This window comes from Candidatus Sodalis pierantonius str. SOPE, assembly GCF_000517405.1.
Taxonomy (GTDB): domain Bacteria; phylum Pseudomonadota; class Gammaproteobacteria; order Enterobacterales; family Enterobacteriaceae; genus Sodalis_C; species Sodalis_C pierantonii.
Genome location: NZ_CP006568.1, coordinates 864,525 through 884,705 on the forward strand (window position 1 = coordinate 864,525; position 20,181 = coordinate 884,705).

At 54.2% G+C, this 20,181-nt stretch carries 17 protein-coding genes and 3 pseudogenes; 9 read left to right on the plus strand and 11 right to left on the minus strand.

All coding sequences use genetic code 11. The annotated features are described in order from the left end of the window. The first annotated feature begins 69 nt into the window (after positions 1-69). From SOPEG_RS04510 to speG, 4 genes are all read left to right on the plus strand, one after another. Positions 70-672, plus strand: a complete 603-nt coding sequence (locus tag SOPEG_RS04510; RefSeq protein WP_250635977.1) for a LysR family transcriptional regulator — start codon at positions 70-72, stop codon at positions 670-672. Between the two features lie 19 nt (positions 673-691). Beyond that, positions 692-979: a LysR substrate-binding domain-containing protein gene (locus tag SOPEG_RS30180; RefSeq protein WP_250635978.1), complete on the plus strand. Its 288-nt coding sequence runs from the start codon at positions 692-694 to the stop codon at positions 977-979. A 230-nt stretch (positions 980-1,209) separates the two neighbouring features. Continuing rightward, entirely contained in the window at positions 1,210-1,539 is a 330-nt protein-coding gene (locus tag SOPEG_RS04515; protein WP_025244452.1) for a DMT family transporter, read from the plus strand. A gap of 43 nt (positions 1,540-1,582) precedes the next feature. Next, entirely contained in the window at positions 1,583-2,146 is a 564-nt protein-coding gene (speG, locus tag SOPEG_RS04520; protein ID WP_025244453.1) for a spermidine N1-acetyltransferase, read from the plus strand. A 98-nt stretch (positions 2,147-2,244) separates the two neighbouring features. Here the strand turns inward: speG and SOPEG_RS04525 are convergent, their stop codons facing one another. Continuing rightward, complete coding sequence (locus SOPEG_RS04525) at positions 2,245-3,117, minus strand: nucleoside-specific channel-forming protein Tsx (protein WP_025244454.1); 873 nt, start codon at positions 3,115-3,117, stop codon at positions 2,245-2,247. A gap of 371 nt (positions 3,118-3,488) precedes the next feature. Here SOPEG_RS04525 and SOPEG_RS04530 point away from each other — a divergent pair, with 371 nt between their 5' ends. Together SOPEG_RS04530 and SOPEG_RS04535 are read left to right on the plus strand one after the other, a co-directional pair. Then, positions 3,489-4,412 (plus strand): IS5-like element ISSoEn1 family transposase, encoded by a 924-nt coding sequence (locus SOPEG_RS04530; protein ID WP_025244151.1) that lies wholly within the window; start codon positions 3,489-3,491, stop codon positions 4,410-4,412. A 623-nt stretch (positions 4,413-5,035) separates the two neighbouring features. Next, positions 5,036-5,881 (plus strand): uroporphyrinogen decarboxylase/cobalamine-independent methonine synthase family protein, encoded by an 846-nt coding sequence (locus tag SOPEG_RS04535; RefSeq protein ID WP_025244455.1) that lies wholly within the window; start codon positions 5,036-5,038, stop codon positions 5,879-5,881. Positions 5,882-6,113: 232 nt separating this feature from the next. Here SOPEG_RS04535 and glgX read toward each other — a convergent pair whose 3' ends face one another. The 7 genes and pseudogenes from glgX to SOPEG_RS04575 form a co-directional block, all read right to left on the minus strand. Further along, positions 6,114-8,189 (minus strand): glycogen debranching protein GlgX, encoded by a 2,076-nt coding sequence (glgX, locus tag SOPEG_RS04540; protein ID WP_025244456.1) that lies wholly within the window; start codon positions 8,187-8,189, stop codon positions 6,114-6,116. A 22-nt stretch (positions 8,190-8,211) separates the two neighbouring features. Further along, entirely contained in the window at positions 8,212-9,420 is a 1,209-nt protein-coding gene (locus SOPEG_RS04545) for an IS256-like element ISSoEn2 family transposase (protein WP_025244457.1), read from the minus strand. Positions 9,421-9,505: 85 nt separating this feature from the next. Next, positions 9,506-9,628, minus strand: a pseudogene (locus SOPEG_RS27105) (shikimate 5-dehydrogenase); the annotation flags it as partial. A gap of 725 nt (positions 9,629-10,353) precedes the next feature. After that, on the minus strand, positions 10,354-11,103 hold the full coding sequence (gene istB, locus SOPEG_RS04550; protein WP_025244458.1) for an IS21-like element ISSoEn3 family helper ATPase IstB: 750 nt from the start codon (positions 11,101-11,103) through the stop codon (positions 10,354-10,356). A gap of 11 nt (positions 11,104-11,114) precedes the next feature. Then, complete coding sequence (gene istA, locus SOPEG_RS04555) at positions 11,115-12,665, minus strand: IS21-like element ISSoEn3 family transposase (RefSeq protein WP_081742930.1); 1,551 nt, start codon at positions 12,663-12,665, stop codon at positions 11,115-11,117. Positions 12,666-12,810: 145 nt separating this feature from the next. Continuing rightward, positions 12,811-13,959: pseudogene (locus tag SOPEG_RS25990) on the minus strand (IS256 family transposase); the annotation flags it as partial. Between the two features lie 39 nt (positions 13,960-13,998). Continuing rightward, positions 13,999-15,234, minus strand: a complete 1,236-nt coding sequence (locus SOPEG_RS04575; RefSeq protein ID WP_025244461.1) for an IS256-like element ISSoEn2 family transposase — start codon at positions 15,232-15,234, stop codon at positions 13,999-14,001. Between the two features lie 227 nt (positions 15,235-15,461). Here SOPEG_RS04575 and SOPEG_RS04580 point away from each other — a divergent pair, with 227 nt between their 5' ends. Next, positions 15,462-15,713: a hypothetical protein gene (locus tag SOPEG_RS04580; protein ID WP_025244462.1), complete on the plus strand. Its 252-nt coding sequence runs from the start codon at positions 15,462-15,464 to the stop codon at positions 15,711-15,713. Between the two features lie 432 nt (positions 15,714-16,145). Beyond that, on the plus strand, positions 16,146-16,787 hold the full coding sequence (pyrE, locus tag SOPEG_RS04585) for an orotate phosphoribosyltransferase (RefSeq protein ID WP_025244464.1): 642 nt from the start codon (positions 16,146-16,148) through the stop codon (positions 16,785-16,787). 76 nt (positions 16,788-16,863) lie between these two features. Here pyrE and slmA read toward each other — a convergent pair whose 3' ends face one another. The 3 genes from slmA to coaBC form a co-directional block, all read right to left on the minus strand. After that, entirely contained in the window at positions 16,864-17,460 is a 597-nt protein-coding gene (gene slmA, locus SOPEG_RS04590; protein WP_025244465.1) for a nucleoid occlusion factor SlmA, read from the minus strand. 128 nt (positions 17,461-17,588) lie between these two features. Continuing rightward, positions 17,589-18,047: a dUTP diphosphatase gene (gene dut, locus SOPEG_RS04595; protein ID WP_025244466.1), complete on the minus strand. Its 459-nt coding sequence runs from the start codon at positions 18,045-18,047 to the stop codon at positions 17,589-17,591. Next, complete coding sequence (gene coaBC, locus SOPEG_RS04600) at positions 18,025-19,239, minus strand: bifunctional phosphopantothenoylcysteine decarboxylase/phosphopantothenate--cysteine ligase CoaBC (RefSeq protein WP_025244467.1); 1,215 nt, start codon at positions 19,237-19,239, stop codon at positions 18,025-18,027. Before coaBC ends, dut begins: the two co-directional genes overlap by 23 nt. 184 nt (positions 19,240-19,423) lie before the next feature. Here coaBC and radC point away from each other — a divergent pair. After that, positions 19,424-20,029 (plus strand): annotated as a pseudogene (gene radC, locus SOPEG_RS04605) (RadC family protein); the annotation flags it as partial. Positions 20,030-20,181: the final 152 nt, after the last annotated feature.

The window sequence follows — 20,181 nt, forward strand, 5'->3', positions numbered from 1 at the left end:
TAATTGCCTAAAAATGCACAACACTTATTCCCTATGAGAACAAATCAACTTCTCCCTCTGCTGCCCAATATGGTGATATTGGTCAAAGTGGTGGAAAAAGGCAGCTTCTCCGCCGCCGCCCGCGAATTAGGCACCACCGCCTCGGCGGTAAGCCGGCAGATAGCCAGACTGGAGCAAGCGCTGGGATTGCGGCTTTTGGAACGCAGCACACGCCGCTTGCGCCTGAACGAGGCGGGTCATGAGGTATACCTGTGCTGTCAGCGGATCCTGACCAGCGCCAGCGATGTGCTGGCGATTTCCGACAGCGCGATGTCCGCCCCGCAGGGGCAGGTGCGGCTAAGCGTGCCCAAGGCGCTGGGCAAATTCGTTATCGGCCCGTTAATCGGCCCTCTTTTGCAGCGTTATCCACAGGTGGACGTTGCCTTACAGTTGACCGATACCCTGCCGGATTTGTTGGCCAGCGACCTGGACATGCTTATCGCCATCGGCGACCGGCAGCCGGACAATCTGGCGGGGCGGCCGCTGACATTTGTTCGGCAGTTGCTCTGCGCCACACCGCTTTACCTCAACCGGCGCGGCACGCCGCAACAGCCGGAGGATTTAGCGCAGCACGATTGTATTTGGCTGGGCGAAACGCCCGAGGATAACCAGCTGGCGATTCCGCCAGGGTGAACAGCGGCGGCAGGTCGAGGTGCACGGCCGTTTTGTGAGCAACCACAGCGAAGCGCGTATGGCGGTAGTCCTCGAGCATTTGGGCATTACCTGCCTGCCGCACTTTACCGCCGCCGCGCTGGAGGAGGGGACACTGGTGCCGGTATTGCCCCAATGGCGTTACGATGGCCCCTATCAAGGTATGGCCTGGGTGCTGTATCGCCCCAATCCCCAGTTGCCGCCAAAAATGCGGGTATTCATAGATTTTCTGGCGGCGGCCTTGGCCGATAACGCCGGCGACCGCTCTTCCTCGTCACCGGTGCAATAACCCTGTACGGCGCCGACGAACGAAAGACGCCGGTGGGGATAAGCGGTCACTTCAATCGCTTTCCAGCCCAATCAACGCACAGGAAAAATGTGTTTATCACACCTCTGCGCGGGTAGGCTTTATTCACCGCTACCGCGCGTTTTGCTTACGCAACGGGAGACCGCTACGGTATTTTTTCCGCGCGCGAAAAGTGGTAGTATTGAGGTTTAATTACTTGGTTAGAGTCATCTATGGCTTATCTCTATTTATTTGTTGCTATCATTGCGGAAGTCATTGCCACCTCGTCTATCAAAGCGTCGGCGGGCTTTAGCAAACTGGTGCCTTCTCTTTTAGTGATAATCGGTTACGCCATCTCGTTTACGCTGTTGTCGCTGGTCCTTAAAACCGTACCTGTCGGCATCGCTTATGCCAGTTGGTGCGGTTTAGGCATTGTTTTTGTCGCCATCGTAAGCTATTTCCTGTATGGGCAAAAATTGGATGCCGTGGTAATATGCGGTATTGCCATGATCATCGCCGGCGTTTTGATTATTAATTTATTCTCCAAAACCGCCGGTCATTAATCAGCCTCATTATGTCTTAACTCAAGTAATCGAGAATATGTTAATGAAAACAACAAGCCAAGTTTCAGAGGATCATCATATTAAGCTGCGCCCGTTGGAACGTGAAGATCTGCACTTTATTCATCAGCTCAATAATAATGAGGTGATGATGCGCTACTGGTTTGAGGAACCACACGAAGCCTATGTGGAGTTAAAAGATCTTTATCAAAAAAATATCCACAACATCAGCGAGCGGCGGTTCATTATCGATAAACTGGGCGTCAGCGTTGGGCTGGTCGAATTGGTGGATATCGATCATATCCACCGCCGCGCCGAATTTTCTATTCTGGTGGCACCCGAGCACCAGGGAAAAGGCTATGCCAGTGTAGCGACTCATCTGGCGCTGAATTTCGGCTTTATGGTACTCAATCTGCATAAGCTGTATTTGATCGTTGATGAAGAGAACACCAAAGCCATCCATATCTATACCAAGTTGGGTTTCAAACAAGAAGGGGTTTTGTTGCAGGAATTTTTCATCAACGGCCAATACCGCAATACGCTGAGAATGTGCCTGTTCCAGCACGAATATCAGAATGCCCGCGCGACGGCGCTTGAGCAAAAACGCTAACTGGCCTCCGGGGCCAGCGCTGGAAAATGGCCGCACGCCAACGCGCAACGGTACCTGGCTTATCATGAAAAGACGCGGCGCGCGGCAGCCTCTGGGGATTAGAAATTATACCCCACTACCAGATAATACCCCCAGCCGGTAGAAGCAACGCTGAACGGCCCATCGCCAAAATCCAGCTGGCTGCCGTCGCGCCACTGGCCACCGTGGTGGAAATAGCGGGCGACCAGCAAGTAATGCAGATGGTCATAGGCCAGGGCCAGAATATGGCTGGAGGCGATAGCATTATTACTGCGTACACCGCCGGCGTTATCGGCTAAATCTGAGCCAAAGTCAAAATTGGTGAAACCGATATAACTTAGACCGCCGCCCCATAATGTGGTGAGAGGATAGAAATATTTCACTTTGACGCGATACCCGTCCCAGCTATTTTCATTGCTGGCGCCATAATTTTGCCACTGATATTTTGCGTAAATATTCAATGACAGCGCCAGATCGCTGTGGGTAGCGATATCGGTGCCGACCCCCATATACCAAATACTTTGGCGGGACGCGGCACTGCGGTCCATATCGTAAATGTAATTATTGGCGAAGAACCACTCTTTGAAAGGCCCCATACTGAGATCGGACCCCATCAGCTTGTCGATGGAGAAACGGGGCTCTATTTCCATGAACAGCGGCGACCCTTTATCCCAAAGACCGCGATCGGCGCCATTACCGACGCCAAATGATTTAGGTACATCCAGATAACCATAAAAGTCAAACCACTCTTTACAGGTCAACGCCTCATATTCCAGATAAATGTCATTATTTAGCTGTGGACCGAAGCGGGTATGATAGCTACCGACAACGTTTACGCTCTGGTGCCACCAATCAGAAAAATATTGATCGCTGTGGTTACCGTTATCCGCCGCTGCTGAGAAGCTACAGGTTAAGGCGAAAAGTGCCCCCACCGCTTTATTTTTTATTTTCATTTTATCGCCAGAAATATTAACCATCCCAAAACAGCCGGGAGAATTGAACATATAATATAATGATGAAACGTTTCAAAAGGAGAATCATCGTAATATCAGTCGGTCATAACTCCAAACACCTTTAGCGGCTTCTCGCCGCCGTGTTTTCCCTGACTAAATAAGCTTTTAATCCAGCGTTGTCAATCTATTTCCCGATTACCGTTTACGGTTCAGCATTACCCTGAAATGAATTGTCTTTTAAGACAAAATCACCAGGATATATCGCAGATAAAATAACCAGAATGGACAATTATGCTGGCTTTGTTGAATAAATCGAACTTTTAGGTGACTGGCGGCTCTGATCACTACATTCGTTTCAACATCAGGTCCCCATGGCAAAGCAAAAGTTTAAAATCACCAACTGGCCCGCATATAACAATGCGCTCAGGCAGCGGGGGGACCTGACAGTATGGCTTGATGAGTCAGCCATTGCTGCATGGACTGAGAGTACACCACCTGAACATCGTGGCCGGCCGCTTCACTACACCGATATGGCCATTACCACGGTTCTGATGATAAAGCGCGTGTTTAACCTTTCGCTCCGGGCGTTACAGGGTTTCGTTGACTCGATTTTTAAACTGATGGGGCTGTCGCTGCGCTGCCCAGATTACTCTCTGGTCAGCCGGCGAGCAAAAACCGTCGACATCAGCATAAAAACGCCAACCCGCGGCGAAATCTCACACCTGGTCATCGATGGCACCGGCCTGAAAATCTTCGGCGAAGGCGAATGGAAAGTCAGGCAGCATGGGGCTGAGAGGCGCAGAGTATGGCGCAAGCTTCATCTGGCAGTAGATAGCGCGACACATGAAATTATCTGTGCCGATTTATCGCTAAGCGGTACGACAGATGCGCAGGCGCTGCCCGGGCTGATTAACCAAACCCACCGGAAAATCAGGGAAGCGTCGGCTGACAGTGCTTACGATACGCGTTACTGTCATGATGCTCTGCTGAGGAAAAAAATAAAGCCGCTTATCCCACCGCGAAGTGGTGCGCAATATTGGCCAGCTCGATACCATGAGCGTAACCATGCGGTGGCAAATCAGCATCTGAGCGGCAATAACGATACCTGGAAAAAGAAAGTAGGTTATCACCGGCGTTCACTGGCTGAAACGGCCATGTTCCGGTTTAAAACACTTCTGGGTGGTCATCTGAGTCTGCATGACTATGACGCGCAGGTAGGTGAGGCTATGGCAATGGTTAAAGCGCTTAACCGGATCACGCTGTTAGGAATGCCAAACAGCGTCCGTATCATGTAACAATCGCCCTGATAGGGAGGAAGTCGTCACAAATTTCGGATTTATTCAACAAAGCGAATTATGCTTCATCCGGCTTCAAGCCTAATAGTCTATTTGGCGCGGAAATAACCTGGTTATGAATACCGCGTTACTTTCCCGCTAATTGTTCGCGGGTAACCGCCGTCCCCGGTGCGGATAACCATTCTGAAACCATGCCGGAACCGCGAAAGAGAGAAGCCATGTCACCGTTTCGCCTTCCGAATTCGTCCGGGAGAATGACCGGCCCAACGCCACCGACCGCCTCCCCCTGTCATCTGGCCAGCCAGAGGAATGCTATCCGCCGGACATCCTCTGCGCCGGCAACGTTAAAAGTGAATTATTGCCAATCAGCGCCGGAGGCGCTCCTCATGACGCTGTTTGATGCGTGTCTTAAGCGCGGCATTGGCGCGGTTAGCCGTAGTGAAATGCCTTTTGGCGTCAACGCATGTCATTGAGTAACGGGGAATTGCCCTACCGCATCGCGATCACTTCGCGTGCTAACAACATCATAGACGCACCAAGAGCTTTCACCTATGATGCCTGTTCATCTATTATCGAGCCACGCTCATTCGGCCCGCGCAGGGCGCCGTTACAGGAGTTTTGTCATGTCAGACGTTGCAGCGAGTTCCCGTATCTTCACCACCCATGTCGGTAGCCTGCCGCGCCAGGTTGCCTTGCTGGATCTGATGAAAGCCAATATAGATGGTCAGGATAATCAGGCAGAGCTGGATAGCGCCATTCGTCAGGCCGTCAGCCAGTCCGTCGAGGAACAGGTGGCGGGCGGCATCGATATTGTCACCGACGGCGAACAATCCAAGACCGGTTTCTTTTTCTACGTTCGTGAGCGCATTGAGGGTTTTGAACCTCGGCCGGGCGCGGGCTATGCGGCGTTTGATGCCGAAGTTGAAGCGTTTCCTGAGTACTATAAACACTATTTCGGCGAAGCGATGCTGGGCGGCAATTTGACGCCGTTCGTGCCGGTGGCCTGTACCGGCCCGGTCCGCTATGTAGGCCTGCCGCAGGACAAAATCCGCTACCATACCTGCTACAGCATCAATGAGGGTCCGCGTATCCACGACGTCCCGTTCATTGAGTTCGTCCGCTTCATGTTGCGCATTAACGCCAGCAACTACTCATTCGAGGCGGGCAATGTACGCCATGAACACGAATACCACCTTTGGGAACAGGTTAAACTGCCGGAAGGGAAACGCCTGATCCCGGGCGTTATCTGCCATGCGAGCAACACCGTGGAGCATCCTGAGCTTATCGCAGAGCGACTGGTTCGTTTCGCGGAACGTGTGGGCCGGGACAACGTGATAGCCAGCGTCGACTGCGGTTTCTCTTCCCAAGCCACCTACCGTACGGAAGTGCATCCGACGGTTATCCGCGAGAAGTTTCGAGCGCTGCGCGCCGGCGCGGCGCTGGCCAGCGAGCGGCTGTGGCGCGATTGATGCCGCGGGCGAGTGTGCCGAGCCGGCCAATAAACGCTGCCCGCGTCAGTTGACACAGCGGGCGGGCATCCTCGCGGCCTCGGCAGCGAAGCGGGCGGGCCGCTTTATGCGCTGACCCGCCCCGCTGGTTCCACTGTCCAACCGGCCGATTAAGGTCCGGCCTTTGTTTCGACCAAGCGGACGCCAGGCCACCTTGCTCGTTACCGTCGCCGCCGGCCCAGGGCGCGGCGTGTCAGGCGACCACCATCGACGATTTGCTATTCACCAGTTCGAATAACACCACGGTACGTGATGGGCAGGTGTAATGGTGGCCGAAATCAAAGGTGTGCTCGCTGATATCATCCGACTGGAAGGTATCGAAGATATGGCGCCAGCCGCGGCCGTGCGCCACCTCCGGCAGGGTGAACACGACGTCTTCGTGCGAGGCGCTGAACAGCTGCAGCACGGTACTTTGTGACCCCACCCGCAGCAACCCCGTCGTCTGTGAACGCCCGTCCAGCAACATACCGATACTTTTTAAGTGAGCATCGCCCCACGTCGCTTCATTCATCTCCTCGCCGCCGGGCTGAAACCAGGTGACATCTTTGATGTTCAGCTTACCGGTGAAGAAGCGGCCGCGGTGCAGGATGGGGAAACGCTTACGCAGCGCGATAAGCCGGTAGGTAAACAGGATAAGCGATTGGCCTTTGTCGTTGATATTCCAATCGACCCAGCTGATTTCGCTGTCCTGGCAATAGCCGTTATTGTTGCCCTGCTGGGTACGGGCAAACTCATCGCCCGCCAGCAGCATCGGCGTGCCCTGGGAAAACATCAGGGTCGCTAGCATATTGCGCATTTGCCGCAATCGCAGCGCATTTATCGCCGGGTCGTCGGTCAAACCTTCCGCGCCATAATTGGCGGAAATATTTTCGCTGTGTCCGTCGCGGTTATCCTCGCCGTTGGCCTCATTATGCTTGTGTTCATAGGAGACGATATCGTTCAGGGTGAAGCCATCATGCGCGGTAATGAAATTGACCGAGGCGTGCGGCTTGCGGCCACGATGATTAAAAATATCGGCCGAGCCCGCCAGACGGGTGGTGAATTCCGCCAGTTGCCCCTCATCGCCGCGCCAGAATTTCCGCACCGAATCACGATAACGATCGTTCCATTCGGCCCAGCCCGGCGGAAAATCGCCTACCTGATATCCGCCCGGGCCGCAGTCCCAGGGTTCCGCTATCAGCTTGCATTGGCTGAGGATAGGATCCTGGCGACAGGTATCCAGAAAGCCGCAGCTTTCGTCAAAACCGTAGCTTTCGCGGCCGAGAATTGTCGCCAAATAGAAACGGAAACCGTCAATTTGCATCTCCGTCGCCCAATAGCGTAGAGAGTCGGTCACCATTTGCAGCACGCGCGGATGACTCAAATTCAGCGTATTGCCGGTACCCGTATCGTTAATGTAATAGCGCTTTTCTTCGGGAAACAGGCGGTAATAGCTGGCGTTGTCGATCCCCTTTAGCGACAATGTCGGCCCCAGCTCATTCCCTTCGGCGGTGTGGTTATACACTACATCCAGAATGACTTCGATGCCGGCGGCGTGCAGGGTGGCAATCATCTTCTTGAATTCGTTAACGGTCGAGGTGGCCATATATTTGGGGTGCGGCGCGAAAAAGCCGAGGGTGTTGTACCCCCAAAAATTGTGTAGCCCTTTCTCCTGTAGATGGCGGTCATCGACGAAGGCGTGGACCGACATCAGTTCAATGGCGGAGACGCCAAGCGTCTTTATATAGTCGACAATTTGCGGCACGCTCAGCGCGGAAAAGGTGCCGCGTAAATGCTCAGGCACCGCCGGATGACGCATGGTATAACCGCGCACGTGCGTTTCATACACGAGGGTTTTTTCCCACGGAATAAAGTTTTTACCGTTGATGGGCCAAGAGAACACCGGATCAATCACCCGGCATTTCGGCATAAACGGCGCGCTGTCGCGCTCGTCCAGGGTCAAATCTTTGTCTTCGCTGGCTATGTCATAGGCAAACAGGGCATCATCCCATTTCAATTCGCCCCAGATTTGTTTCGCGTAGGGGTCGAGCAGCAACTTGGCCGGATTAAAGCGATGCCCCTGCTCCGGCTCAAACGGGCCATGTACCCGGTAACCGTACAGCAGCCCCGGACGCGCGTCAGGCAAATAACCGTGCCATACCTCATCGGTATATTCCGGTAGTTCAATTCGGTCATACTCTTCGCCGTCCTCATTGAACAAGCACAGTTCCACGCGCGTCGCATGAGCGGAAAAAATAGCGAAATTGACCCCAGGCCAGACCCTGTACACGATTCTGTGTAAATGCCTTTTCTCAGAAGTGACCGTCCAGGCGGTCACCGAACTCGATAATAAAGCGGCTCATTGCCATGCGCCAGTCCCTCAAAGGCATTGTCCATTTCTGTGAGGCCGCCTGTATCGCCAGCCACACCACCTTTTTCACTGCGTCGTCGGTCGGGAACACCTTGCGCTTTTTGATGGCATGCCGGATCATGCTGTTTAACGACTCGATGGCGTTGGTCGTGTAGATCACCTTGCGGATGTCCGTTGGGTAGGCAAAGAACGTGGCCAGATTGGCCCAGTTTGCCTGCCAGCTTCGACTTATTTGCGGGTAGCGGATGTCCCAGGCACTGGAGAACGCTTCCAGCGCCTGCAAGCCGGCTTCTTCCGTAGGGGCCTGATAGATAGCTTTCAGGTCGCGGGTGACGGCCTTGAAGTCCTTCCAGGAGACGAACCGCAGGCTGTTGCGCACCATATGTACGATACACAGCTGGAGCCGCGCCTCCGGATACACCGCGTTAATAGCGTCAGGGAAACCTTTCAGCCCGTCTACGCAGGCGATAAGGATATCGTTCAGGCCGCGGTTTTTCAGCTCTGTCAGCACGTTCAGCCAGAACTTTGCGCCTTCATTTTCGGCCAGCCACATACCTAGCAACTCTTTCTGGCCTTCGATGTTGATGCCCAGCGCCAGGAACACAGATTTGTTGATGATGCGGCTGTCCTGCCGGACTTTTAGAACGATACAATCAAGATAAACAATGGGATAGACTGCATCCAGAGGCCGGTTTTGCCATTCGACAACCTGCTCCATGACCGCATCGGTGACCTTTGAGACCAGCGCCGGCGAGACATCGGCGTCATACAGCTCTTTGAACGCGGCGGCGATCTCGCGGGTGGTCATCCCTTTGGCGTACAACGATAAAATCTGGTTATCCATCCCGGTAATCCGGGTCTGGTTCTTCTTCACCAGTTGCGGTTCAAAGGAACCGTCACGATCGCGCGGAGTACGCAGCGCCAGCGGGCCATCGCCAGTGGTAACGGTTTTTGTGGAATAGCCGTTGCGGGCGTTGGTCCCCGGTTTAGGCTGATTTTTATCGTAGCCGAGGTGATGGGTCATTTCGGCATTGAGAGCTGCTTCGACGCTGATTTTTTTCAGCAGCCGATCGAAGTGACTGAGATCTTCAGGGGTTTTGAGATTTTTGGCCAGTTCGTTAGCCAGAGCCTGCAACTGTTTTTCGTCCATAAATTAACCTGTTTTTGATGTTGGATTGAACATATCAAAATCAGGCAAATACACAAATTTCTAAACAGGCTCGTCGGAATCTGCAGAATGCCTTGTACAGGTAATTCAACCCCATATGCCGATAAAGATAATTATGAAAACGCGTGCCAAAATTGCCCGGGCGTCCGGCCAATGACATGCACAGCTGGGTGTCTTTGTTAATCTCCATTGTTGCTCCCTGGTTAAGGATAATCCGCTGTGGCGGCGAAACGTCACGCACGATAATCATTACAGGTTAACCGATTCCGCGAAAAATGAAACCGCACCCCCTTGGCTATCTGCGCCTATGCGTCACGGCGAGACGCCCGCGCGGACGGGGCAGATTATCCGGCGCCGCGGGCGCAGAACCTGCAATTGAGCGCCATCGCCGGCAGTGAGGCGCCACGGTCAAGCTTATGTGGCGGCTCTGGCATAACCTCCAAAGTCGACTACACTCAGAGCTTATATACAGGCCAGGCGCGGTGTCTTAAGTCAGCTGCGGTACCCCATGCGCGGGTGCGGTGTCCCGAGGCGACGCGGTACCCAAGCCTGGATCCGGTATTCCGAGTCGGACGCGGTCTTCTGTGTCAGAACGCATATGACAAATCACTTACGTTTAACGCCGGGCGCAGGCGGCGCCGGCGAAGGTAGACGATGAGGCCGCCGGCATCAGCGACGCCAGGCGCGTTTACGGCGCTAGTATTGTGACGCCGCCGTAGCGCGTCGCCTGTAGCGGGCGTAATTCAAGCGGGCGGTGTGCTTTCACCGACCGCGCCTGCGTCGGCGTTAGCTATGTGCAGATTCCGACGTATCCGATCAGCTGTTCCGGCGACATCCGATCAGTTATTCCGATATTTTCCGATCACCCATTCCAGTGATATTCGCTCACGTGTTCGCTCATCTTCTGACTCGGGTTTAGTCTATTTTTCCTGTGCTGGCTACTCCTTGCTCTTTGCGTAGTGATTCGCCTTTAAGTTCCAGTCTATAGCTGGGGTGTACTAACCGATCGAGTAACGCGTCAGCTGTCGTGGGGTTTTCTATCAGTCCATACCATTTTTTCACCGACAGTTGACTGATCAGGATGCTGCTGCTTTTGTCGTAGCGATCTTCCATCACCTCCAACAGCATCGTTGCCTGCATCGGACTTATTGATTCTAGGCCCACGTCGTCCAAGATCAGTAACTCTATTTTTTCTAACTGCTTAAGCTGTTTTAGATAGGTCACGTCTACCTGACACTGGTGAAGATGGGCTAGCAACCGACCCACTCGCCAGTAACGCACGCTATATTGCTGCCGGCATGCCTGCTCACCAAGCGCACAACTGAACCAGGTTTTGCCCGTACCTGTTGGCCCCGTGATGAGTATGCTTTTCTGATATTTCAGATATTGTCCCCCTAGCAGATCTCGCATCTGTTCCGGTGTCACTCCTCGGCTAGGGATATAGCGGATATCTTCCGGTTTTGCCTGCAAGCGCATTTGCGATTGCCGTCGCAGACGGCATATGTGGTTGTTTTTTCTATGCAAATTTTCCGCTTCTACCATCAGCGACAACCGCTCCTCGAACCCCAGCTCCCCATAACTCCCCGGGAGTTCGCGTTGCGTCTCCAACGCCTGGACCATTGCCGACAACTTCAGCTCTCGCAGAGCCATTAACAGTGTATCCATATTTATTCTCCTTAGTGATAACTGTCCGGACCTCGGAGGTTTTCGTGAACCAGCATTGATACGCCGGCTCCGTCCTGGGTGACCTCACTTTCACGACCGTGTTTCAATACGTTGGCTATGAAAGAGCGGTTAATGCACCCTTTCTCCAACGCCAGCGCGCAGGCCTTCTCCAGTCGCGTCGTCTCATAGCGCCGTTGCAGATTGAGTAGCCCCAGCACGGAGCGGTAAGCCTGCTCCGGATGGGCTTTGCTCTTTTGGATGGACTCGACCACTTTCAGTGTGCACACACCCACCGACAGCGCCCAACTGCACAGCCTTTCCGGCGTCCACTGACTCTGCCCCTTATGGTTAGCCGGCATGTGCGCCGCCTGAGTCGTGTGCCTATAGGCGTTATCGCTGCGAGGGTGCGTAGCCACGCAGACGCCCTTATGGTGGATTTGCACCAGCCGTTGGGTGGCGATGACGTCAACGCGCTCGCCAACCAGCGGATGCGGCACCGAGTACCAGTTTTTGCCGTAGTCTATGTGGTAATCAGGTCCCACTCGGGCAACGAGATACTCACTGTATTCCCATTGTGTGGGCGGTAGAGGCCCAAGAGCCGGTTTGTCCAGCTGCTCGAAGCGTTCAAGGCGACTTTGTCCGCCGTAATGACGCATCGGGCGCAAATTCAACTCATGATTGAGTTCTCGTATCACCTGGTTGAGTTCGGCCAGCGAGTAGAACCTACGTTTACGCAACCGGGCCAAAACCCAGCGTTCTACCAGCTGCACAGTTGATTCTGCCTTCGCCTTGTCTTTCGGTTTTCTCGGGCGCGCCGGTAGCACCACTGTCTCATAGTGATTTACCAGCGCCTGGTAGCTCTGGTTTATGACCGGCTCATAGCGGTCAGGGGTGCTGACAGCGCTGCGCAGATTATCAGGTATCATCAGCTCCGGAACCCCACCCATGAAGTGCAGGCAGCGGCTATTGGCGTTGAGCCACGATGCCATGTCCTGGCCTTCGCAGGCTTCGATATACGCATAGCCTGACACGCCCATGGCAGCGACGAAGATAGCGACCTGGCGTACGCTACCGGTCGCAGGGTTGACGATAGGTACGGTGGGGCCACAGAAGTCGATGAAGAGCTTTTCGCCAGCCTTGTGCTCCATGCGCATGGAACGCCGCTGCTTCTTTTTCCAGTCACGGAACAGTGCACAAAACTGTGAGTAATCGAGGGCATCACCGCCCACGGCGGACTGATATTCCATCCAGAGCAGCTGCTTGGTCATGCCCTTGCGGCTTAACTCGGTATCGATATCAAGCCAGCTGGGTAAGGTATTGATAACTTTTCCGGATTTGCCGGGATAGAGCAGGCGGTCGAGGTCGACGGGGGACAGTTCCGCCGGCAATGGCCAGACCAGGTTAGCTACCGTGAATCGGCCGAGGATATCGTTCACGGTAGTACAGCCTATGCCGAGCGCTGCTGCGATAGTGCGATTCGAGCGACGCTGCTCGAATTTCATACGTAAGACATTAATATAGATGCACATTTCCGTTCTCGCTTTCTTCTTTTTACGTGCCATGCCATGCCCCCGGAAGCTAAAAGTCTCCAGAGTATGGCGGAACAGAAGATGAGCGATCGGACAGAATCGGAATCGCTGATCGGGCGACCGGAATCAGTGATCGGATGAAATCAGAATTAGTGATCGGATGTGACCGGAACCAGCACCAGTCCCTCAAAGGCATTGTCCATTTCTGTGAGGCCGCCTGTATCGCCAGCCACACCACCTTTTTCACTGCGTCGTCGGTCGGGAACACCTTGCGCTTTTTGATGGCATGCCGGATCACGCTGTTTAACGACTCGATGGCGTTGGTCATGTAGATCACCTTGCGGATGTCCGTTGGGTAGGCAAAGAACGTGGCCAGATTGGCCCAGTTTGCCTGCCAGCTTCGACTTATTTGCGGGTAGCGGATGTCCCAGGCACTGGAGAACGCTTCCAGCGCCTGCAAGCCGGCTTCTTCCGTAGGGGGCCTGATAGATAGCTTTCAGGTCGCGGGTGACGGCCTTGTAGTCCTTCCAGGAGACGAACTGCAGGCTGTTGCGCACCATATGCACGATACACAGCTGGAGCGCGCCTCCGGATACACCGCGTTAATAGCGTCAGGGAAACCTTTCAGCCCGTCTACGCAGGCGATAAGGATATCGTTCAGGCCGCGGTTTTTCAGCTCTGTCAGCACGTTCAGCCAGAACTTTGCGCCTTCATTTTCGGCCAGCCACATACCTAGCAACTCTTTCTGGCCTTCGATGTTGATGCCCAGCGCCAGGAACACAGATTTGTTGATGATGCGGCTGTCCCGCCGGACTTTTAGAACGATACAGTCAAGATAAACAATGGGATAGACTGCATCCAGAGGCCGGTTTTGCCATTCAACAACCTGCTCCATGACCGCATCGGTGACCTTTGAGACCAGCGCCGGCGAGACATCGGCGTCATACAGCTCTTTGAACGCGGCGGCGATCTCGCGGGTGGTCATCCCTTTGGCTTACAACGATAAAATCTGGTTATCCATCCCGGTAATTCGGGTCTGGTTCTTCTTCACCAGTTGCGGTTCAAAGGAACCGTCACGATCGCGCGAAGTACGCAGCGCCAGCGGGCCATCGCCAGTGGTAACGGTTTTTGTAGAATAGCCGTTGCGGGCGTTGGTCCCCGGTTTAGGCTGATTTTTATCGTAGCCGAGGTGATGGGTCATTTCGGCATTGTGAGCTGCTTCGACGCTGATTTTTTTCAGCAGCCGATCGAAGTGACTGAGATCTTCAGGGGTTTTGAGATTTTTGGCCAGTTCGTTAGCCAGAGCCTGCAACTGTTTTTCGTCCATAAATTAACTGTTTTTGATGTTGGATTGAACATATCAAAATCAGGCAAATACACAAATTTCTAAACAGGCTCGACCGTCCAGGCGGTCACCGAACTCGATAATAAAGCGGCTCATTGCCATGCGCCAGTCCCTCAAAGGCATTGTCCATTTCTGTGAGGCCGCCTGTATCGCCAGCCACACCACCTTTTTCACTGCGTCGTCGGTCGGGAACACCTTGCGCTTTTTGATGGCATGCCGGATCACGCTGTTTAACGACTCGATGGCGTTGGTCGTGTAGATCACCTTGCGGATGTCCGTTGGGTAGGCAAAGAACGTGGCCAGATTGGCCCAGTTTGCCTGCCAGCTTCGACTTATTTGCGGGTAGCGGATGTCCCAGGCACTGGAGAACGCTTCCAGCGCCTGCAAGCCGGCTTCTTCCGTAGGGGCCTGATAGATAGCTTTCAGGTCGCGGGTGACGGCCTTGTAGTCCTTCCAGGAGACGAACCGCAGGCTGTTGCGCACCATATGCACGATACACAGCTGGAGCCGCGCCTCCGGATACACCGCGTTAATAGCGTCAGGGAAACCTTTCAGCCCGTCTACGCAGGCGATAAGGATATCGTTCAGGCCGCGGTTTTTCAGCTCTGTCAGCACGTTCAGCCAGAACTTTGCGCCTTCATTTTCGGCCAGCCACATACCTAGCAACTCTTTCTGGCCTTCGATGTTGATGCCCAGCGCCAGGAACACAGATTTGTTGATGATGCGGCTGTCCTGCCGGACTTTTAGAACGATACAGTCAAGATAAACAATGAAATAGACTGCATCCAGAGGCCGGTTTTGCCATTCGACAACCTGCTCCATGACCTCATCGGTGACCTTTGAGACCAGCGCCGGCGAGACATCGGCGTCATACAGCTCTTTGAACGCGGTAGCGATCTCGCGGGTGGTCATCCCTTTGGCATACAACGATAAAATCTGGTTATCCATCCCGGTAATCCGGGTCTGGTTCTTCTTCACCAGTTGCGGTTCAAAGGAACCGTCACGATCGCGCGGAGTACGCAGCGCCAGCGGGCCATCGCCAGTAGTGGTAACGGTTTTTGTGGAATAGCCGTTGCGGGCGTTGGTCCCCGGTTTAGGCTGATTTTTATCGTAGCCGAGGTGATGGGTCATTTCGGCATTGAGAGCTGCTTCGACGCTGATTTTTTTCAGCAGCCGATCGAAGTGACTGAGATCTTCAGGGGTTTTGAGATTTTTGGCCAGTTCGTTAGCCAGAGCCTGCAACTGTTTTTCGTCCATAAATTAACCTGTTTTTGATGTTGGATTGAACATATCAAAATCAGGCAAATACACAAATTTCTAAACAGGCTCGGCCTTTAGCTAATTTCGACAAACAGGCGCTGGCTGTAGATGAGCTTAATAATGATTAATTTTAATGTATATTTAAATCACTATTACGAGAACTAACACCAATACATCAAAATCTTTATCTTAAGATGAAGGATCATAAAAGCCAATCCGGTCATATGCTGAATGCCGACATTGCTTACCACTATCGTTCCAAGCTTGTTGAGCAGGCTCACATCCGGCAATTGCTCTCAACAGTGAACTTTTGCTATAACCATGCCGTAGAGGATATTAATGCGAAGTTCAATAAGCAGACCTTAGCGTTGATTATGTCGTCTAGTTTGTTTGCAAAAACTACGCCGCAGTCGCCCAATGAATTCAAGCAGGACATGCCCGACCTGTTCAAAGAGATATTCGCTATTGGCCCGTAACAACCACCAGTGTTGCAGGCGTGCCTTCCTCATCAAGCAGCATCCCCTTGCCGGGCCCAAGCCATCCGATGGGTGCCGCTGGAAAACAGGTGACACCGGTTAAATCAGAGCGGGCAATTCGGCAACAAGGTTCGGGGAGGTTGTCGGTAGCAGAATTACGCAAGTTTTTTTCTAACGAATAGAATCTTAACCAGTAAGCATTGAAACGACTTGGCGTTTGCCGCGCAATTGGGGCAAACGCCATTGCGTTGAGAACGTCTGATCGATACCGCCAACCGGTACCCACTCGCCGGCGTTTGTACCGAAGCATGCCGCCAGCCGATTTATGGCTGGCATCTTGGTAACGGCCACTTTATCATCGTCCCGGCGCCGATACCTTTCAGGTACCGTACGCCGCAGCTTGTCCAACCCACCTGTGAGGAGTAACAGTCCGTGAAAGAGTACCAGCGTAAATTTATCGAGTATGCGTTAAACAAACAGGTATTAAAATTTGGCGAATTTACGCTCAAATCGGGTCGTATCAGTCCCTATTTCTTTAATGCCGGTTTGTTCAATACCGGGTGCGATCTGGCATTTTTGGGGCGGGTTTATGCCGCGGCGTTGGTGGATTCAGGCGTGCCATTCGATCTGTTGTTCGGGCCTGCTTACAAAGGCATTCCGATTGCGACCACCACCGCGGTGGCGCTGGCGGAGCAGCATCAACGGGACGTCTCCTATTGTTTCAATCGTAAGGAAGCCAAGGATCACGGTGAAGGCGGGACGCTGGTCGGTAGTCCGCTCCAGGGTAAAGTGATGCTGGTTGACGACGTTATCACCGCGGGCATCGCTATCAGCGAGTCGATGGCCATTATTGCCGCCCATCAGGCAACGCTTGCCGGGGTGATGATTTCGTTGGATCGGCAGGAAAAGGGCCGCGGCGAGATTTCTGCCATTCAGGAAGTGGAGCGGGATTATCACTGCAAGGTTTTAGCTATAATCACGTTGGCAGATCTGATCGCCTATCTGGAAGAAAAAGGCGAAATGGCCGACCATCTCGCCGCGGTCCGCGCCTATCAGCAGCAGTACGGCATCTGAGCCGACCGGGTATTTAATGCCGGTAGTGAAGCGCTCACGTTGACGGGCGGTGGAGCGCCGCTATCCACCGCGCCGCTCAGTGGAGCTGCGCCACTAAAAGCGGCCAACGCAGCTCGAACTCCTGCGTGGGCCGGTATTTGAATTCAGTACGCACAAAGCGCGATAGCATGCCTTCGCAAAAAGCCAGCAGCTGGCTGGCGAGCAGCGACTCATCCAGCTCAAACGCTTCCCCTTCGCGCAGTTTGCGCTCGCGCAATACCTGGCGCAGCTGCACTTCGATACGCTCATACAACTGATTGATGCGCCCCTGAAGTCGGTCTTGTTCAAACATTAGCGCGTGGCCGCTCATAATGCGCGTAAGACCCGGATTTCGTTCGGCGAAGCCTAAAATCAACAACAATATCAGACGAAGTCGATTCAGAGTCTCTTTCTCATCTTGTAGGATCAAATTAATCCGGCTAATCAGACTGTCCTCGATAAATTCGATAAGGCTGTCAAACATCCGGGTTTTGCTGGGAAAGTGGCGGTAAAGCGCGGCTTCCGAAACGCCAACATTGGCTGCCAGTTTTGCGGTGGTAATACGTTGGCTGCCGTCGCTGGATTCAAGCATCTGTGCCAATGCCTGCAGAATCTCCTCGCGGCGGTTGCGTTTCGTATTCTCTTTTTCTGCCATGCTGAATAGGTCCCTGAGTAATCACTGTCAATAATGGTTAAACACCAGGCATCGGCCATAGCGCCCGTGGCGCTATGGCGTTAATGGATTTGTATTCGATGCCGGGTAATGGGCCGAATCGTCAGGGGCTATTGTCGCCCGGAGTGGCCGAAGCCCCCCTCGCCGCGTTCGCTGGTATCGAAGGATTCCACCAGGTTAAACTCCGCCTGCACGACCGGCACAAAGACCATTTGCGCCATGCGCTCCCCCGGTTCAACGGTGAAAATGTCCTGGCCGCGGTTCCAGACCGAGACCATCAGCGGCCCTTGGTAGTCCGAATCGATAAGCCCCACCAGATTGCCCAGCACGATACCGTGCTTATGACCCAGACTGGATCGCGGCAGGATAACCGCCGCCAGATCGGTATCGGCAATGTGAATCGCCAGCCCGGTCGGGATCAAGGTGGTTTCACCCGGCGCCAGCACCACCGGCTCATCGATACAAGCGCGTAAATCCAGACCGGCGGACCCCGCGGTGGCGTAAGCCGGCAGCGGGAAACGATCGCCAATGCGGCGGTCCAGGATCTTAACGTCGATTTTTTTCATCATAACGGCTGACAATCTCGTCAATTAGTTGTTGAGCGAGCAGTGATTTATCGCTCAGAGGTAACAGGGTTTCCCCATCCTGCCAGAACAGATGCAACGCATTGTTATCACTGTTAAACCCTTGGCCGGTTTGGGAAACGTCATTGGCGCAAATCAAATCCATTTGCTTATTGATACGCTTTTGCCGGGCGTATTCTTCCATATTGTGGGTTTCGGCGGCAAATCCGACGACATAGGGACGTTGTTTGGTTAGTGCGCCCACGGCCGCCACAATATCAAGATTTTTAATCAGGGTGATCATCAGGTCATCGCCCTGTTTTTTGATTTTTTCCGGTGAAAAACGGCTGGCGCGGTAGTCCGCCACCGCCGCGCAGCCGATGAAAATGTGTTGTTGGTGGATGGAGCGCATTACCGCATCCTGCATCTCCAGCGCGCTGGTCACGTCGATACGCTCCACATCCGCAGGCGTTGGCAGGGAGACCGGGCCCGCTATCAGCGTGACCCGCGCGCCTTTGGCCGCGGCGGCGCGGGCGATGGCGAAGCCCATCTTACCCGAGCTGTGATTACTGAGAAAACGTACCGGATCCAGCGCTTCTCGGGTCGGCCCGGCGGTTATCATGATATTGAGGTGGCTTAGCGAGCGATCGGGGGTGAAATGCTGCGCCACGTGGTCCACCAGCACCAGCGGATCGGGCATCCGCCCCGGGCCGATATCGCCGCAGGCCTGGCTGCCGCTATCGGGTCCCCACAGCAGCACGCCTCGGCCGTTCAACGTGGTCAGGTTCGCCTGCGTGGCCGCCGCCCGGTACATTTGTTGGTTCATGGCCGGCGCCGCCGCGACGGGGGCCGCCGTCGCCAGGCAGAGCGTGGTGAGCAGATCGTTAGCCATTCCCGCCGCCAGGCGCGCCAGCAGATCGGCGGTCGCGGGCGCCAGCAGCACCAGATCGGCCCATTTTGCCAGCTCAATATGGCCCATCGCCGTCTCTGCAGCGGGATCCAGCAGGTCGTCCGCCACCGGGTAGCCCGATACCGCCTGCAGGCTCAAGGGGGTAATAAATGCCTTCGCTGCCGCCGTCATCACCACGCGCACCTCGGCGCCCCGCTCGCGCAAACGGCGCACCAGTTCGGGGCCCTTGTAGGCGGCGATACCGCCGCTTACGCCCAGAACAATATGTTTACCGGCCAGTTCCGTCATCTCGCATGTCCAGGTGAAAATATGGTTATAGGCATTTTATCATAACCCTCAGCGCCACGGTCATTTGTCTGTTTACGGCTGTTTTGGAATCGTCATTCGGCTTTTCACCGTGCCATGTCGAACACCGGTGTTGCTGCTGGTATTATAAAGCTAGGGGTGAACGGTGCCCGGGGAGGTCCGCACAATGGAAAAGGTGAGTAACAAAAGTTGGCCGTCAACGCTGGCACCGCGTGAGAAGCTGATTGCCCTCGGTCCCGACGCGCTGACGGACATTGAATTACTGGCGCTGTTTTTACGCACCGGCACTCGGGGAAAACATGTGCTGTAGTTCGCGGAAGAACTGCTGGCGCAGTTCGGTTCGTTCGATAAATTGATGACTGCCGCCCACCAAACACTGAGCGCTACGTACGGTCTGGGGGTCTCAAAATGTACGCAGCTGCGGGCGATTGGCGAAATGGCGCAGCGCATTTTTCGTTCGCATCTGATGCGCGAGGATGCAATGACCAGCCCGGATATGGCCCGACGTTACCTGCAGCAAATTCTAGTGTGCCGGGAAAGAGAGGTGTTCGTGGTCATGTTTCTCGACAACCGCAATCGCCTTATCAATCATCAGGAGTTGTTTCAGGGTACGGTGAACAGCGTAGAGGTCCATCCGCGGGAAATTGTCCGCGCGGCGCTCAAGATCAATGCGGCGGCGATTATTATTTTGGCGCACAATCATCCCTCTGGTAACGCTGAACCGAGCCGCGCCGAGCGCGAGGTAACGGCACGGGTGGTTAAAGCCTGCCTGTAAGCCTGTTTCCGGCGATCCTGCGGGATCTTTAGCCGTGCGGGACTTGAGCAGTCGCGCGTCAAAGCGTATACTACGCCACCTTTGAGAATCTTGGGTGTAGCGTTGAGAGCCTATCTCAGCAGAGTAGTCTCTCTGTTGGAAGTCTCTCC